This is a genomic window from Actinoallomurus acanthiterrae, assembly GCF_054775715.1.
The window spans coordinates 5411139-5425578 of record NZ_BAAHCO010000001.1 but is presented as its reverse complement, the minus strand read 5'-3'; the positions used below and the strand labels follow the sequence as shown (position 1 = coordinate 5425578).

The following is a 14440-nucleotide window of genomic DNA, read 5'->3' as shown; positions in this document are numbered from 1 at the left end:
CGCGATCACCATCCCGGTGCCCACGAGCCACAGGGTGACCTGGAGTCGGTCGGCGATCTGCGGGCCGATCGCCGCGTGCGAGATGTAGGAGTTCCCCGGATGGAAGGTCACCAGGCCGCGTACCCAGCTGAGGTACTGCTGCACGAGCGGCCGGTCGAGCCCGAACTCCTCGCGCAACTGCGCCACCGCCGAGGGCGACGCGCTGACGCCGAGGGCGACGCGGGCCGGATCCCCCGGCAGCACCGCCATGAACCCGAACACCATCACGGAGCTCACGACGAGACTGGCCAGGAGGATCGCGATCCGCTGCACCAGACGGACGATCATCGGTTGAGGCCGCCTTTCACGACCGGCCCACGCCGGTGAGATCCAGGGACTCGGAGATGTAGTTCGCGGGCAGTCCGGTGATGCCCTTCTGCGCCACCATCAGGTTCGGCAGCAGGAACAGCCAGTCGGCCGCGGCGTCCTTGGACAGCAGCCGGGCGGCCGCCTGCATGGAGGTGACCTGCTCCTCCTGCGTGCCCTCGTCCGCCTTCTTCAGCAGCGCGCGGAACTCGGGGTTGTCGTAGCGGGTGTAGTACGTCTTGTCCCCGAACACCGTCTCGATGTCGCGCGGCTCCACGTGGGCGACGATGGACATGTCGTAGTCGGCGTTCTTGAACACGGTGGTCAGCCAGGCGGCGGGGAACTCCAGCTGGTCGAGCTTCACCTTGAACCCGGCCTGTTCGAGCTGGCTCTTGACCACGGTGCCGCACGCGGTGGCGTACGGCAGCGTCGGAAGCCGCAGCCGCAGCGTGCTGCCGGCTTCGCCGGACTGCTGAAGGAGCTGCTTGGCCTTGTTGCGGTCGAACGGATAGTCGTTCGTGAGGTCCTGGTACCACGGGTCGGTCGGCGGGACCATGCTGCCGATGAGCTTGCCGCGGCCTGCCCAGCAGGTGTCCACCAGGGCCTTGTGGTCGATGGCGTAGCGGACCGCCTGGCGGACCTTCGGATTCTTCAGCGGGCCCGAGCCGTTGTTGAAGGACAGGACCACCTCGCCGTTGGTCGAGCCCTCGATGACCTGGTACTTCGGGTTGTTCTGGAACCGGTTCAGAGCGTCCGGGGGCTGGAATGTGCCGATCACGTTGATGGTGCCCGTGAGCAGCGCGTTCTGCATGGCCGTCGGGTCCTTGAAGTACTTGAGGACGACCGACGCGAAGTTCGGTTTGCGCCCCCAGTAGCCGGCATTACGGGCCAGCGTGATCGAGTCGCCGCGGGTCCAGCTCTTCACCACGTACGGACCGGTGCCCACCGGCTCGGTGGCCAGTTTGTTCACGCCGGTCCGGCTGAACATCGCGCCGACCCGGGTGGTCATCCAGTACAGCCAGTTGTTGTCCGGCTCTTTCAGGGTGACCTTCAGTTCGGTGGGCGACGCCGCCTGAACCGTGTCGACGCCGGCCATCCGGGACTTCAGCGCGATCGTCCAGTCCGACTTGACGCGTTCGATGGAGAACTTGGCGTCCTCGGCCGTGAACGGTGCGCCATTGCTGAACTTGGCGTTCTTCACCAGCTGGAACGTGTACGTCTTGCGGTCCCTGGACATGCTCCACGACGTCGCCAGATCGGGCTGTATCTTCCCGGACTGGTCCACCTTCACCAGGTTCTCGTAGACGTTGTAGAGCAGCGCCTGCGGAATGGCGGCGCCCTCACTCTTGGTGAAGTCGAGGCTGGCCGGCTCGGCGATGAGACCGATCTTCAGGGTGTCGCCGGCGTTGCCGCCGGAGCCGTTTCCGGCCGCCGTGGACCCGGCCGAGCAGGCCGCCAGCAGCAGGCATGCGAGCGTGGCCGCCACCGTCCCGATGTGCCTCGTCAGCTGCTTGTCATGTCTCAATGTGGCTCTCCATCGTGTGCAGGACGGCGGACGTCACGTCCGCTGTGGTGGCGTTGCCGCCGAGGTCGGCCGTGTGGTGCCTGGCGTCTCGCAGGGTGCCCGCCACCGCGTCACGGATGCGGCCGGCCGCGCTGGTGTGTCCGAGGTCGTCGAGCAGCAGCGCGCCGGAGAGCATGCATGCCACCGGATTCGCCACGCCCTTCCCGGCGATGTCGGGTGCGGAGCCGTGGACGGGTTCGTAGATACCCGGCACGTCCGCCCCCGGATGGACGTTGGCGCTGGGCGCCATGCCCATACCGCCGGCGAGCACCGCGGCGAGGTCGGACAGGATGTCGCCGAACAGGTTGCCGGCGAGCAGGACGTCGAGGGACCGCGGAGCCTGGATCATGCGGGCGGCCATGGCGTCGACCAGCACGGTCTCCAGCTGAACGGCCGGGTAGCGCTCGCCCACCTCGCGCACCACCCGGTCCCACAGCGGATAGCCGTATCGCATCGCGTTGGACTTGGTCACCAGGCACAGGCGCCCCGACCGCCGGGCGGCCAGGGCGAAGGCGTGGTGCGCCGCCCGCTCGATGACACGACGGGAGTGCACGGCGACCTCGATGCCGAGGTCGTGCCCGCTGCCGGCGTGCGCGACCCCGCCGGCGCCGACGTACTCGCCCTCGGTGTTCTCGCGAACGATCACCAGGTCCACGCCATCGGTGTCGCGCACCTTGGTGGGAACGCCGGGGAACGCGCGCACCGGCCGGATGTTCACGGCGAGGTCGAGTTGCTGCCGCAGCCCGATGATCAGGCCCCACACCAGTTCGTGGTCCGGCACGTCGGGACGTCCGACGGCGCCGAACAGCACGGCGTCCGTCTTCTTGACGAGGTCGGCCGCATCGGCCGGCATCGCCGCGCCCTCCCGGAGGAACCGCTCGCCTCCCCAGTCGAATGAGGTCACGTCGAGCCGGCCGCCGTCGGCTTCGAGGGCCGTCCGGAGCACGGGCACGGTCGCCGCGACGACCTCAGGGCCGATCCCGTCGCCCGGTATGACGGCAAGCCGCACGACCTTGGTATCCCGCGCCATGGACGCCACCTTTCGCCATGACTGGCCTGACCAGTAAACTCACTTGCCAGGTACCAAAGCGACTGAAGCTGTTCTTGTCAAGGGTTCGAAGCGTTGGTCATCCCGACCAAAGGAGAGTGCGGGTGCTCACGGAACAGGACCTGGCCGCCATGCCGGCCGTCGAGATGGTGGCCGGATTCGCTGACCGCACGGTGTCTCCGGTCGAGGTCCACGACGCCGTCCAGTCGGTGATCGAGGCGCGCGAGGGTGTGCTCAACGCGTTCTGGACGCATGATCCGGACGAGTCCCGCAAGGCGGCGCTGGCCAGCGAGGCCCGATGGGCGGCGGGCGAACCGCTCGGGCCCATCGACGGCGTGCCGGTGACGCTCAAGGAGAACATCGCCCGCAGGGGCGTCCCCATGACCTCGGGCAACGCGGGGGTCGAGCCGGTCGTCCCCGAACTGGACGCGCCCATCACCGCGCGGGTCGTCGAATCCGGCGGGGTGATACTCGGATCGACCGTGATGCCGGACTGGGGCATGCTCTCCTCAGGGGTCTCCAGCCGGCACGGCATTTCGCGCAGCCCCTGGAACGCCGCCTGGACCACGGGCGGTTCCAGCTCCGGCGCGGGGGCCGCGGCCGCCGGAGCGTACGGTCCGCTCCACGTCGGCACCGACATCGGAGGATCGATCCGGCTGCCGGGCACCTGGCTTGGCCTCGCCACGCTCAAGCCCAGCTACGGGAGGATCCCGCTCGACACGCCGTACCTCGGGCGTGCCGCCGGTCCCATGACTCGCACCGTGGCGGACGCGGCGCTGTTCATGCGGGTCCTGAGCCGGCCGGACCCCCGGGACTGGTCGAGCCTGCCGCCGCAGGACATCGACTGGTCGGCGCTGGACGGCGATGCGCGCGGACTGCGGGTGGGGGTGCACCTGGACGCCGGCTGCGGGGAGCCCTGCGACGCCGAGATCGTCGCCGCGGTGAGCCGTGCCGCCGCGGTCTTCGAAGCGGCGGGAGCCGTCGTGGAGCCGGTCGAGCCGTTCATGAGCCAGGATCTCCTGGACGACCTGGACCTGTTCTGGCGCGTGCGGTCCTGGAACGACTTCCGCGAACTGCCGCCCGAGGCCGGGCTGCGCGTCCACCCCTACATCATCCAGTGGTGTCAGGCGGGCTCGGACGTGCCGGGCACGAGAGTGCTCCAGTGCTACCAGCAGATCATGCGCATCCAGGCGCGGACCGTGGCGGCGACGCTTCCGTACGACCTGGTGCTCTCGCCGGTCGCTCCGGTGGCGGCCTTTCCCGCCGAGCAGCCGATGCCGTTCATGGGCGACGGGAAGACCATGTCCCACATCGGCTTCACCGCGCCGTACAACATGTCGGGGCAGCCCGCGGCGACCGTCAACTGCGGCTTCACGGCGGACCGTCGGCCCATCGGGGTGCAGATCGCGGGACGCCGCTTTGACGATCTCGGCGTCTTGAGGGCGGCGGCGTGGTACGAACGGAACCGGCCGGCCGAGGCCGTCCCGCACTGGCCGGACAGCCCCACCGGGGAGAAGATGACAGAGGGGAAGAAGCCGTGAGTGAGGGGGCACAGTTCCGGCAGGTCTCGCCGGTACGGCTGTACCAGCGCATCGTCGAGCAGATCGAGCAGGCGATCGTGCGCGGTGACCTGAAGCCCGGTCAACGGCTGCCGAGCGAGCGCGAACTGGTGACGCAGTTCGGGGCGAGCCGGCCTACAGTGCGGGAGGCTCTGCGCGTGCTGGAGAGCAACGGCCTCGTCCGTTCGCGCCCGGGTGACCCGAACGGCCCGGAGATCCTCCCGTTCTCGTCGGCCGGCCTGACCAAGGAGATGACCCGGCTCGTCCAGTTCGACAGCATGTCGATGGCCGAGTTGATCTCGTTCCGCATGATCCTCGACGGGTCGGCGAGCCTGCTGGCGGCCCGGCTGCGAACCGAGGAGGAGCTGTCCGCCATGGAACGGACGCTCGCCGTCATGTCGGACGCGATCGAGGCCGGGTACGAGGAGTTCAGCAAGGCGGACGTCGCGTTCCACGAGGCGGTGGCCCGGGCCGGCCGCAACTCCCTCATCGAGGTCTGCAACCAGGTGGTCCGGGGCGCCGTCCTCTCGCTGATCTCGGACAAGGTCGCCCACGCGGGCAACAGCGAGGCGCTCATGCGGGAGTCGCTCCAGCACCACCAGGAGGTGCTCGAGGCGATCCGGGTACGGGACGGCCTGGCGGCGGCGCGGATCTCGCGGCGCAATCTCTACGACTACTACGCCGGCTACGTCCCGGAGAACGAGCAGGGGCTGCTGCTCGCACTCCTGGACGACGAAGAGACCTGAGGTCACCGCACGGCCGTTGCTCACCTTCTTAGGCGGCCGGCCGTCAGCCGGTCGCGCAGGACGTGTGGGCCCGGGGGGAGGTCCCCGCGGGGCTCACCACCCAGGCCTCGACCCAGACGCAGCCGGCGGAGGTGGAGAGCATGTCGCCGTAGCTGCCAGGCGGGGTGTTGTTGTCCCACTGGGACTGCACGATCGCGCCGTCGGACGGGCGATGCGCCACTATGTGCACGGTGAACAGCCGCGGGTTGGCGTAGTACGCCGAACCCCAGTCGGTGCCGCAGGTCGCCGAGTGCCGCAGGCGCAACGTCCCGAAGACCGAGCCGTCGGCCAGTCGCAGCGGCGCCTGGACGACGGTGCGCGCGTCGTCGCCGCATCCGCGGGCGCGCGGATCGTCGCCGTCCATCGGTTCGGGCATGTGTGCGCGCTGGTCGGTCAGGTGCTGGTTGACCACGCCGGGGGCCCAGGGCCGGCCCGCGCTCTTCGCCGCGAGGTGCGCGCGGGGCATCCCGGCCCTGGACTCGTGGACCAGGAGGGCCGCGGGCACCAGAGCGCCCGCGGTGACGATCAACGCCCAGCGCGGCAGGCGCCGGCCTCCTCGTGCCGGAGCGGGGACGATCGCGACGGAGGGCGCGGGTCGCGGTGGCGAGGCCGTGCGTGGCGTCTCCTCCGCCGGCTCGGCGGCCCCGCGCAGGATCGACTCGTACGCCTCGCGCAACTGGCTGCCCGGGTCGACGCCGAGCTCGTCGCGCAGCAGTTCGCGTCCCGCCCAGTAAGCGGCCAGCGCCTCTGCCTGCCTGCCGCATCCGGCCAGTGCGGTCATGAGGTGCGCGCGGGTCTCCTCGCGGAGCGGATGCGCCTCGACCAGCGCGGCCAGTTCACCGACGCACTCGTTGTGCCGGCCCAGGCGCAGCAAGGCGGCGATGCGTTCCTCTTGCGCGCTGAGATGCTCGTCGGCGATCCCGTCGGCGATGGCGCGGGCCGCCGCGCCGGCGACTCCGGACAGCGGCTCGCCGTGCCACAGCCGGAGCGCGGCGTCGTAGTGGTCGACGGCCTGGGCGTCGGAGGACGCCTGGCGGGCGGCGCGGACGTGCCGCCGGAAGCGATGGAGGTCGACCGTGTCGGGGTCGACCTCCAGCAGGTAGCCGTCCCCGACGGTCCGCAGCGAGACGTCCGGTGCCAGCGCCCGGCGCAGCCGGTGCACATGCCCTTGGAGATTCTTCACGGCCGTACGCGGCGGGTGTTCGCCCCAGACGGTGTCGACGATGCGGGAGACCGGAACGGCGTGACCGGGCGCCAGCAGCAGGGCGACGAGGACCGCGCGCTGCTGCGGCGAGCCGAGATCGACGTCGGTGGCGTCTACCGGGTCCTCCCCTGCCGGTGCGAGCTCGGATTCGAGTGACGCGGTGACCGGGCCGAGTAGGCGGAATTCCACGACGCGAGTGTAGGTGCGAGCAAAGGAACCGGCCAGCGCACCGGGCACGACGGTGCCGCCACACCCGCCCGCCATCTCCGTGACGTGGAAGATCTTGCTGTTCAGGGGCTCGTATACCGCCGCGAAACCGGGCCGCAACCGGCCATGCCGAGGCTGTGTCCGCTGTCGTGCACATCCCTGAGGAGCTTGCGGTGTCCCATGACCTGAACACCCGGCATGCGAGGGCCGTGACGCCGCGCCGGCCGTATGCTCGCGGCCGGCTGACGATGTGGAGAAGGCGCACCGCGGTGGTCGCCTCTCTCCTGGTCGCCCTCGCCGGCCTGGCCCAGACGGCGGTCGCGCGGCCGCCGGCCAGGCCGGCGCGGGCGTCGGCGGCGCACGACCGGGCCAAGCCCGCGCCGCCGATACGCGCGGTACGGGTCGGCCGCATCGCCTCCGGAGACGAGATCGTCACCGGCAGCGGCGACTCCACCGGATGGCACCTGTACGCCGCGACGGCCGCGTCCGGCTGGTCCTGGCGGCCGCTCGCCACGCTCGCGCCGGCCGGGATCAACCCCGGAGGCGAACGCTGGACCGGACGTCAGTGCCTCACCGGCGACGGCCGGTCGGTGGTCGCCGTCGTCGCACCGTGGCACGCCGACAACGACCCCGATGGCCTCATCCGGGGCGGCCTGGCCTACGTCATCGACGCGCATACCGGCGCGGTGCGCCCGCTGACCGCCGGGGTTTCGCTCTTCCACGCCACGCCCTCGTGCGGATCGGACGGGACGGTGGCGCTGACCCGCTACACGACGCCCGACCTGGCGGCCACGGAGTTGCTGCGGGCCGACACGGCCCACGCTCGCGTCGAGTCGGTGCAGCGGGTGCGGGGAGAGCTGACGGACGCGACGCCGGCTCCGTCCGGCGGCGTCTACGCGGTACGCGGCGGCGCGATCGTACGGGTCGCCGGCGGCGGCAGGCCGTCCAGGCTCGTACCGGCGGGCAGCCGTTCGACCTCGTCCCGAACGCGGCCGGGGGCGTCGACTTCCTCCGGGGCGCGGCCGGCCGGGTGAGCGTGTGGCGGCTGGACGGGCACGGTACCCGGGAGCTGGGGTCCGGGCCGTCCGACCGGCTCGCCCTCTTCCTCGGCCGCGGCGGGCACAACAGCGTCGCCGGGGCCGTCGCCGCGGGGATGCGGCGGCTGCCGGCCGGGGCGGAGGCGGCGGCGCTGGACGGCGGCGCGGTCACCGTGGCCGCCGCCGCTCCGGGGAGGTCGGCCGCGAAGGCCGCCGCGGACGGCGCCGGTCTTCCACCGACGCCGCTCGGACTGCTGCCCACCTCGGCGGCCGGCGGGCACGCGGCGGCGCGCTCCTGGCTGCCCGACGTCGCCGCGCCGGCGACGACCGCCCTTCCCGCCGGCCTGCCCGGCCGAGCGCGGGCGGACACGTTCAGCTCGACCTGCGCCGTCCCGCGCAACCACGTCGATCTGCAGGTGATGCAGCCCTCGGCGGCCATGGTCGACTGGGCCGCGAATCTGGCCGGCCGGGGTACTCTGACGAGGCAGCGCCCGGCGAAGTACGCCAACCTCGGTCTGTCGGCGTACGCGCCGAGCACCGACTTCCCGCTGCCCGCGCCGTTCGGCGCCGGGGGCAAGGCGATCCCCCGGGAGGTGCTCGACGCCGTCTTCGCCCAGGAGTCGAACTTCAAGCAGGCCTCCTGGCACTCGATCCAGGGACTGGCCGGCAACCCTCTCGTCGCCGACTACTACGGCGCGGGCGGCGGCTACGTCCCCGGCGTCCAGACGCCCGACTGCGGCTACGGGCTGGGCCAGGTCACCACCGGGATGACCAAGGGCGCGATGAGCTATGACCTGCAGCGCAAGGTGGCGGTCGACTACGCCGAGGACGCGGCCGCGGCGGCCCAGATCCTCGCCCAGAAGTGGAACGAGCTGGCGGCGGCGGGAATCACCGCGAACGGCGCCGATCCGGCCACGCTGGAGAACTGGTTCCTGGCGCTGTGGGACTACAACAGCGGCCTGCATCCGAGCTCCGATGGCACGCCGTGGGGCCTCGGCTGGCTGAACAATCCGGCCAACCCCGTCTATCCGTACAACCGGCACCCGTTCCTGCACGAGGACTGGGTGCCGGGCGCGGTCCTGAACCTCACCTACGACGACGCCTCCCATCCCGGGGACTGGCCCTACGAGGAGAAGGTCTTCGGCTGGATGGAGATACCGCAGATCGACTCGCTCAGCGGCCTGTACTCCTACGCCGGGACGATCGAGTACGCCCATGACGGCATCAATGACGAGCGCCTCGACGCCTACGAACTCGCCCGGCCGGGTCGCACCGCCTTCTGCGACGCCACGCGGGACCAGTGCGACCCGTCGTCCACCGACGGTGCCGGGAACCCGTCCGCGACCTGCCACGCCGACGGGTCGCGGTGCTGGTGGCACTATCCGGTGCAGTGGTGCGGTGCGCTCAACCTGTGCCACGGCGGCGAGTGGACCGACGACCCGTCCGCGGCCGAGCCGACGCCCACCGGCGCGACGAACTGGTTCCCCCCGATCTGCGAACTCAACACCGACGAGGTCCCGGCCGGCTCCGTCATCGTCGACAGCCAGGCGGACGGCCTGAACCTCGAAGGCTGCAACCCGGCCAACGCCAACTGGCACAGTTCCGGTTCGTTCGGCTTCACCTACGGTGATCCGGCCGACCCCGCCGCCCAGGCCACCGACATGGATCTCCATCAGCTCGGCGCGGGGCTCGGCGGCCATCTCTGGTTCACCCACACCGGCGAGCCGACCGATGCGGCCGGCCGCTCCTACTGGGGGCTCACCGGTACCTGGACTCCGAACATCGGCAAGGGCCGGTACACCGTCAAGGTCTTCATCCCGGCGACCGGCGCGACCGCCACCGAGGCGAACTATACGGTCGCGACGGGCACCGGTCCGCGGCGCACCGTCACCGTGAACCAGAACGCCCACACCAACGAGTGGGTCAGCCTCGGCACCTACTGGCTGGGACCCGGCGCGAACGTGTCGCTCACCAACCTCGGCGTGCAGTCCGTCGGCGACCTGGCCTTCACCGCCGTCGCGCTGGTGGCAGCGCCGCCCGGCAAGTACGTGATGCTCGGCGACTCCTACTCCTCGGGCGAAGGGGCGCTCGGCAACGCCACGCCTTCGCCGGACGGACACCTGGGCTACGACCCCGACACCGACAACTTCCACGCCGCCGACGGCAGCGTCAACGTCGGGCACCGCTCGTCGCTGTCCTACAACCGGTCCTTCGCCGCGGCGACCAGCACCTGGCACGACGGCGGGTGGGTACACGTCGCGTGCAGCGGCGCCATCGTGGCCGACTTCTACTCACCGAACCGCTACGGCAAGTGTCCCAACGAGCTCGCGCAGGAAAGCGCGATCACGGCGGACACGTCACTGATCACGCTGACCTTCGGCGGCAACGATCTCGACTTCGCCCCGGTGATCGAGTCGTGCGTCAAGTACGGCATCAAGCTCAGCCTGACGCCCTGCCGGCAACAGTGGCAGGCCGCCGACGGGTCGGATCAGATCCTCACGAAGATCCAGCACTTGACCGACCCGACCTTCTCCGCCGGACTGCCACAGCTCTACCAGCGGCTCCGGGCGGACGCGCCGAACGCCCAGATCGTGGTGCTCGGCTACCCGCATCTCTTCCGCGCCGGCAACGATCCGGCCGGAAAGTGCGGAACGGCCGGCCTGATCAGCGATGACGACCGCGACTGGCTGAACGGGCTCGGGGACGTACTCGACCAGGAGATCCAGCAGACGGCGAAGGCGTACGGACTCGACTACGTCTCCGTCGACAACGCGTTCACCGGCCATGAACTGTGCAGCGGCGACCAGAGCTGGTTCACCGGGATCCCGGTCTCCGGAGACAGCAGCAACTGGATCACGACCATCAAAGCGCTCCTGAGCAACACCGACCCCACCGTCAAGCAGCAGTGGTTCCATCCGAACGCCTATGGCTACGCGGCTGAGGCCAAGCTGCTCCAGCAGTACCTCCAGGTCCCGTGAGCCGGAACCGCCCGGCGCACCACCCGATTGCAGAAAGGTAAGAAATGAAGATCCGACACAGATCCGCCGCCCTGGCCGTCCTCGCCCTCTCCCTGTCCGTCCTCGGCACCCTCGCTCCGACCCAGGCCATGGCCGTCGGCTGCGTGGAAGGCAAGTGCACCGGCCTCAACCCGGACACCGAGGGCTGCGGTGCCGACGCCTGGACCACCACCACCGTCTTCGCCGTGGGCGGCGGCCGGTGGGTCGACCTGCGTCACTCGGCGAAGTGCAACGCCGTATGGGCCAGGAGCGACGACTCGACCTGGGACTTCAGCATCCAGGCCGCCAATTCCAAGGGCGGCACTCCGGTCCGGAGCTACACGAACGGCGGCGGCTACTACACGCTGATGATCGGCTTCAACTACTGGGTCCGCGCCTGCATCAGGCCCGCCGGATATCCCTCCGACCAGTCGACCTGGACCTGCAGCGACTGGTACTGATCCGCGCGCCGTCACTCCCCCCGACTGAAAGGAACGGCCAATGGCAAAGTGGCGCATAGTCCTCGCCCTGAAAGTACTTCTCGTCCCGACCATCGGAATGCTGGCCTTCGCGGGAGCCTCCATCCCCGCGGGCGCGGCGTCGCAGGCTTCCGCGTCGGCGTACGCGCCGGCCACCGAGACCTGCTACACCAACGCCAACAAGGCGCGTTGCGACAAGACCGATCCCGAGAGCACCGGCTGCGCCAAGGACGCCTACACGGTGTCGAGCTCGACCCTGTGGTTCCACAACACCCGCGGGGACAAGACCGTGGCGGCGGATGCGACGGTCGAGCTCCGGTACTCGCCGAGATGCCAGACGAACTGGTCGAAGGTGACCGTCCACAGCGGGGCGGCCAACCTCGTCACCGTCAAGGTCTGCCGGGGCGACGGCTCTACGGATTGCACCGACGAGTACAGCGCCTACAGCAGCTACGCCTACTCCGACCAGCTCTACGCCCCGAACGTGACAGCGGTCGCCTACGGCTCGTGCTGCGGCGGCAACGGGTCCGGTGGGGCGTCCGGCTCCGCCCGAGGCTGAACCGGCCCGACCGCAGGCGATGAGGAACGCCCCATGACGGCCGTGGCCGGGCCCGCGTCCACGCGGGACCGGCCACACCGTTGAGCCAGCGAGCTCACACCTGCGTGTTGATTTCGGCGGCGGCTCGTTCGCCGGAGGCGACGGCGGCGTTGAGGGTGGCGTTGTCGACGTCGGTGTGTTCGCCGGCGAAGTGGACGTTGCCTTCCTGGACGGCTTCGTAGCCGGCGAAGGTGGTGTACTGGCCGACCTTGTAGAAGTGGTAGGCGCCTTGGTGCCAGGGGTCCAGTGACCAGTGGTCCTCATAGGCCTTGCCGTTGTAGGCGGCGGTGGTGCCGGGGAAGACGTTCTCGATCTGGCCGAGGAACCAGGTCACATCGGCGGCGGGAGCGGGTCCGTGGGCGGCGCCGGTGAGGGTCGTACGGGCGACGTCGCCGCCGGGGAAGTTGACCAGGAGCGCGGGGGATCCGTTGGCGCCGAGCTCGACGGATCCGTCCCACGCGGTCTGGTAGCCGGTGGGGCCGGTGTTGCTGACGCCGTTGAAGCCGGCGCTCGGCCAGGTCTTCCGGGTGAGCTGGAGGACGAGCTTGGCGTTCTGGCCCATGCCCTGCTGCTGGATGGCGGTGGTCTTGAGGGGGGACAGCCCGGCCCTGGTGAGGTCGACCTTGCGGAGCGTGGCGAAGGGCAGGGCGAGCACGACGTGGTCGGCCTGGACGCAGACGGTGGTGCCGCCGTTGTCGAAGGTGCAGGCGTAGCTGCCGTCGGTGTTGCGGGCGAGGGCGATCAGCTCGTACCCCTGCCGTACGGTCCCGGCGGGCAGCTGGGCGAGCATGCCGGTGACGAGACCGTCGTTGCCGCCCGCGATGTGGTACTTCTCGTCGAACCCGGGCCCGCCGTCGAAGGTGGAGGACGCGCCGAGGAAGCCGATCATCCCGACCGCCGACGCCTCGTCGGGGCTGCCACCGCTCTGGAGCTGGATGGACTCGATGAGCTGGGTGAGGGGAGCCCCGGAGGACAGTCCGATGGAGGAGAGGTAGTCCAGGCAGGACATCTGATCGAGTTCCCGCGCGGCGGCGGTGTGGTCGTTGTAACGCGGGGTGCCCATCGCGGTGTAGGAGTTGTGGAACGCGGTGTAGGCGTCGGCGGTCCAGTCGCTCTGCTGCCGGCTTCCGTTGTACGGGGCGTTCCCGATCCAGCCCGCGTAGTCTCCCTTGGCCAGTTCTCCTCCGTTGGCGAACTCGGTCTTCAGCCCGAGCGATTTGGCCAGCGCGAGCACGGCGGTGTCGGTGGAGCTGATGAACGATCCGCCGTGTTCACTGACCTGGTCGGCGTCGTAGAAGCCGCGCAGCGACCAGCAGCGGCCGCCGATGTGCGTGGTGTCGGCGTCGTAGACGGTGCTGGCCAGCGGTCGTGCCTGGTTCCACAGCAGATGTGCGCAGCGTAGCCCGGCCAGTCCCCCGCCGATGATGACGATGCGCGGCGCCGTCGCCGCCGAGGCTCTGGCCTGGCTCGTGAGCGGGGCCACGAGCGCGCCCGCGGCGAGCGCGGTCGCACCGCCCAGGAGCGCGCGGCGGGAGACGCGGCGCTCCGGCGAGGCCGACGCTCGGGATCGTTCGCCGGCGAGTTCGGCGACCGGGATTCCCCGGCGGCGGGACTCGGCCTCGAGCGCGAAGGCCTGCCGCAGCGGGTCGGGCAGACCGGAGCCGGTGATCGGGCGGGAGGGAGGCGTGGGGCGCATGGGGGTTCCTCCAGGTGCGGCGGAGTAGCGGGCCCGGCAGGGGCCCGACAGCCGAATGGAGGAGAGTGAAACCCGGGCGAATCACTGTTGTCAACACTGTTGCGCCATCTCAGATCCGAGCGACGCGCCATCTCAGTCCCGAGCGGCGGCGTGTCCGTCAGGTCGAGCGCGTCTCTCTTCGGCGCACCGCTCGATGGCCGTGACCAGGGCCTCCACGCGAGCGTCGTAGATCTGGTCGTCGGCGACCGTGGCGAGTTCGTCGCCCAGCCGGGTGATGTGCGGGAAGCCGTCCGGGTCGACCAGCCGGTACTCCTGCGTCCACGACGACTCGTCACCCTCGCGCGCCGTTTGGTCCAGCAGCAGGTAGGCGGCCCGCTGCCCCACGTACGCCAGGATCGAGTCGCCGACCATGCGGTAGTGGACGACCGCGTCCATCCCCTCGAGACCGGCCTCGGTGACCGCTCCCAGGATCAGCTCGACCACCCGGAACTCGTTGGCACGCCGAGTCGTACGGCTGGTCATCAGCGAGCCGACCACGGGGTACTTCAGCGCGACCCGCAGGGACTCGGCGGCCAGCGCCCGCAGCCGGTCCTTCCAGCCGAGCCCGGCCGGAATCCCGTCCAGCACCTCCCCCAGCGTCCGGTCGGCGACCGACAGCAGCAACTCGTCCTTGTCGCGGAAGTGCCGGTAGACCGCGGTCGGGTCGGTGCCCAGCTCCTCTCCGAGCCGGCGGACGGTGAAGGCGTCGGCGCTCCCCCGGGCCGCGATGCGCAGGCTCGCCTGGATGATGGCTTCACGGTTGAGCTGGCTTCCCGACCGCTTGGTGGACCGGGGCCGGGACTGGCGTTGTGCGGGCTTGGTCATGGTGGCCGCAGTGTAACAAGTCGGAAACGAGAGAGCGCAACACTGTTGACATCAGCTT

General features: G+C 70.4%; 11 protein-coding genes and 1 pseudogene. 6 read left to right on the top strand and 6 right to left on the bottom strand.

The annotated features are described in order from the left end of the window. Positions 1-162: 162 nt before the first annotated feature. From ACYVF7_RS25750 to ACYVF7_RS25740, 3 genes and pseudogenes are all read right to left on the bottom strand, one after another. Positions 163-327, bottom strand: a pseudogene (locus tag ACYVF7_RS25750) (ABC transporter permease); the annotation flags it as partial. Between the two features lie 16 nt (positions 328-343). Next, complete coding sequence (locus ACYVF7_RS25745; RefSeq protein ID WP_460345652.1) at positions 344-1870, bottom strand: ABC transporter substrate-binding protein; 1527 nt, start codon at positions 1868-1870, stop codon at positions 344-346. Beyond that, entirely contained in the window at positions 1860-2939 is a 1080-nt protein-coding gene (locus ACYVF7_RS25740; protein WP_460345649.1) for an isocitrate/isopropylmalate dehydrogenase family protein, read from the bottom strand. The genes ACYVF7_RS25745 and ACYVF7_RS25740 overlap by 11 nt, the downstream gene beginning before the upstream one ends. A gap of 122 nt (positions 2940-3061) precedes the next feature. Between ACYVF7_RS25740 and ACYVF7_RS25735 the strand changes: the two genes are divergently transcribed. Then, the gene (locus ACYVF7_RS25735) at positions 3062-4498 is read left to right on the top strand and encodes an amidase (RefSeq protein WP_460345646.1); all 1437 of its coding nucleotides are present in this window, start codon (positions 3062-3064) and stop codon (positions 4496-4498) included. Further along, on the top strand, positions 4495-5262 hold the full coding sequence (locus ACYVF7_RS25730; protein ID WP_460345644.1) for a FadR/GntR family transcriptional regulator: 768 nt from the start codon (positions 4495-4497) through the stop codon (positions 5260-5262). The genes ACYVF7_RS25735 and ACYVF7_RS25730 overlap by 4 nt, the downstream gene beginning before the upstream one ends. 43 nt (positions 5263-5305) lie before the next feature. Here ACYVF7_RS25730 and ACYVF7_RS25725 read toward each other — a convergent pair whose 3' ends face one another. Beyond that, complete coding sequence (locus ACYVF7_RS25725; RefSeq protein ID WP_460345641.1) at positions 5306-6694, bottom strand: BTAD domain-containing putative transcriptional regulator; 1389 nt, start codon at positions 6692-6694, stop codon at positions 5306-5308. 191 nt (positions 6695-6885) lie between these two features. Between ACYVF7_RS25725 and ACYVF7_RS25720 the strand changes: the two genes are divergently transcribed. The 4 genes from ACYVF7_RS25720 to ACYVF7_RS25705 are packed head-to-tail and all read left to right on the top strand — an operon-like array spanning position 6886 to position 11783. After that, positions 6886-7746 carry a hypothetical protein gene (locus tag ACYVF7_RS25720; protein ID WP_460345638.1) on the top strand — a complete coding sequence of 287 codons (861 nt, stop codon included), beginning with the start codon at positions 6886-6888 and terminating at the stop codon, positions 7744-7746. Beyond that, on the top strand, positions 7743-10727 hold the full coding sequence (locus tag ACYVF7_RS25715) for a golvesin C-terminal-like domain-containing protein (protein ID WP_460345636.1): 2985 nt from the start codon (positions 7743-7745) through the stop codon (positions 10725-10727). The genes ACYVF7_RS25720 and ACYVF7_RS25715 overlap by 4 nt, the downstream gene beginning before the upstream one ends. Before the next feature lie 44 nt (positions 10728-10771). Then, the gene (locus tag ACYVF7_RS25710; protein ID WP_460345633.1) at positions 10772-11206 is read left to right on the top strand and encodes a DUF2690 domain-containing protein; all 435 of its coding nucleotides are present in this window, start codon (positions 10772-10774) and stop codon (positions 11204-11206) included. Between the two features lie 40 nt (positions 11207-11246). Then, positions 11247-11783, top strand: coding sequence for a DUF2690 domain-containing protein (locus tag ACYVF7_RS25705; protein WP_460345630.1), 537 nt, complete (start codon positions 11247-11249; stop codon positions 11781-11783). Between the two features lie 94 nt (positions 11784-11877). On the opposite strand, the gene ACYVF7_RS25700 is transcribed toward ACYVF7_RS25705, so the two are convergent. Both ACYVF7_RS25700 and ACYVF7_RS25695 read right to left on the bottom strand, forming a co-directional pair. After that, positions 11878-13518: a flavin monoamine oxidase family protein gene (locus ACYVF7_RS25700; RefSeq protein WP_460345627.1), complete on the bottom strand. Its 1641-nt coding sequence runs from the start codon at positions 13516-13518 to the stop codon at positions 11878-11880. A 132-nt stretch (positions 13519-13650) separates the two neighbouring features. After that, positions 13651-14382 carry a TetR/AcrR family transcriptional regulator gene (locus ACYVF7_RS25695; RefSeq protein WP_460345624.1) on the bottom strand — a complete coding sequence of 244 codons (732 nt, stop codon included), beginning with the start codon at positions 14380-14382 and terminating at the stop codon, positions 13651-13653. Between the last annotated feature and the right edge of the window lie 58 nt (positions 14383-14440).

What these genes read in the sequence shown, in the direction of transcription:
- ACYVF7_RS25740 (WP_460345649.1), bottom strand. Translation starts at nt 2,939, where the DNA reads ATGGCGCGGGATACCAAGGTCGTGCGGCTTGCCGTCATACCGGGCGAC.
- ACYVF7_RS25710 (WP_460345633.1), top strand. Translation starts at nt 10,772, where the DNA reads ATGAAGATCCGACACAGATCCGCCGCCCTGGCCGTCCTCGCCCTCTCC.
- ACYVF7_RS25705 (WP_460345630.1), top strand. Translation starts at nt 11,247, where the DNA reads ATGGCAAAGTGGCGCATAGTCCTCGCCCTGAAAGTACTTCTCGTCCCG.
- ACYVF7_RS25700 (WP_460345627.1), bottom strand. Translation starts at nt 13,518, where the DNA reads ATGCGCCCCACGCCTCCCTCCCGCCCGATCACCGGCTCCGGTCTGCCC.
- ACYVF7_RS25695 (WP_460345624.1), bottom strand. Translation starts at nt 14,382, where the DNA reads ATGACCAAGCCCGCACAACGCCAGTCCCGGCCCCGGTCCACCAAGCGG.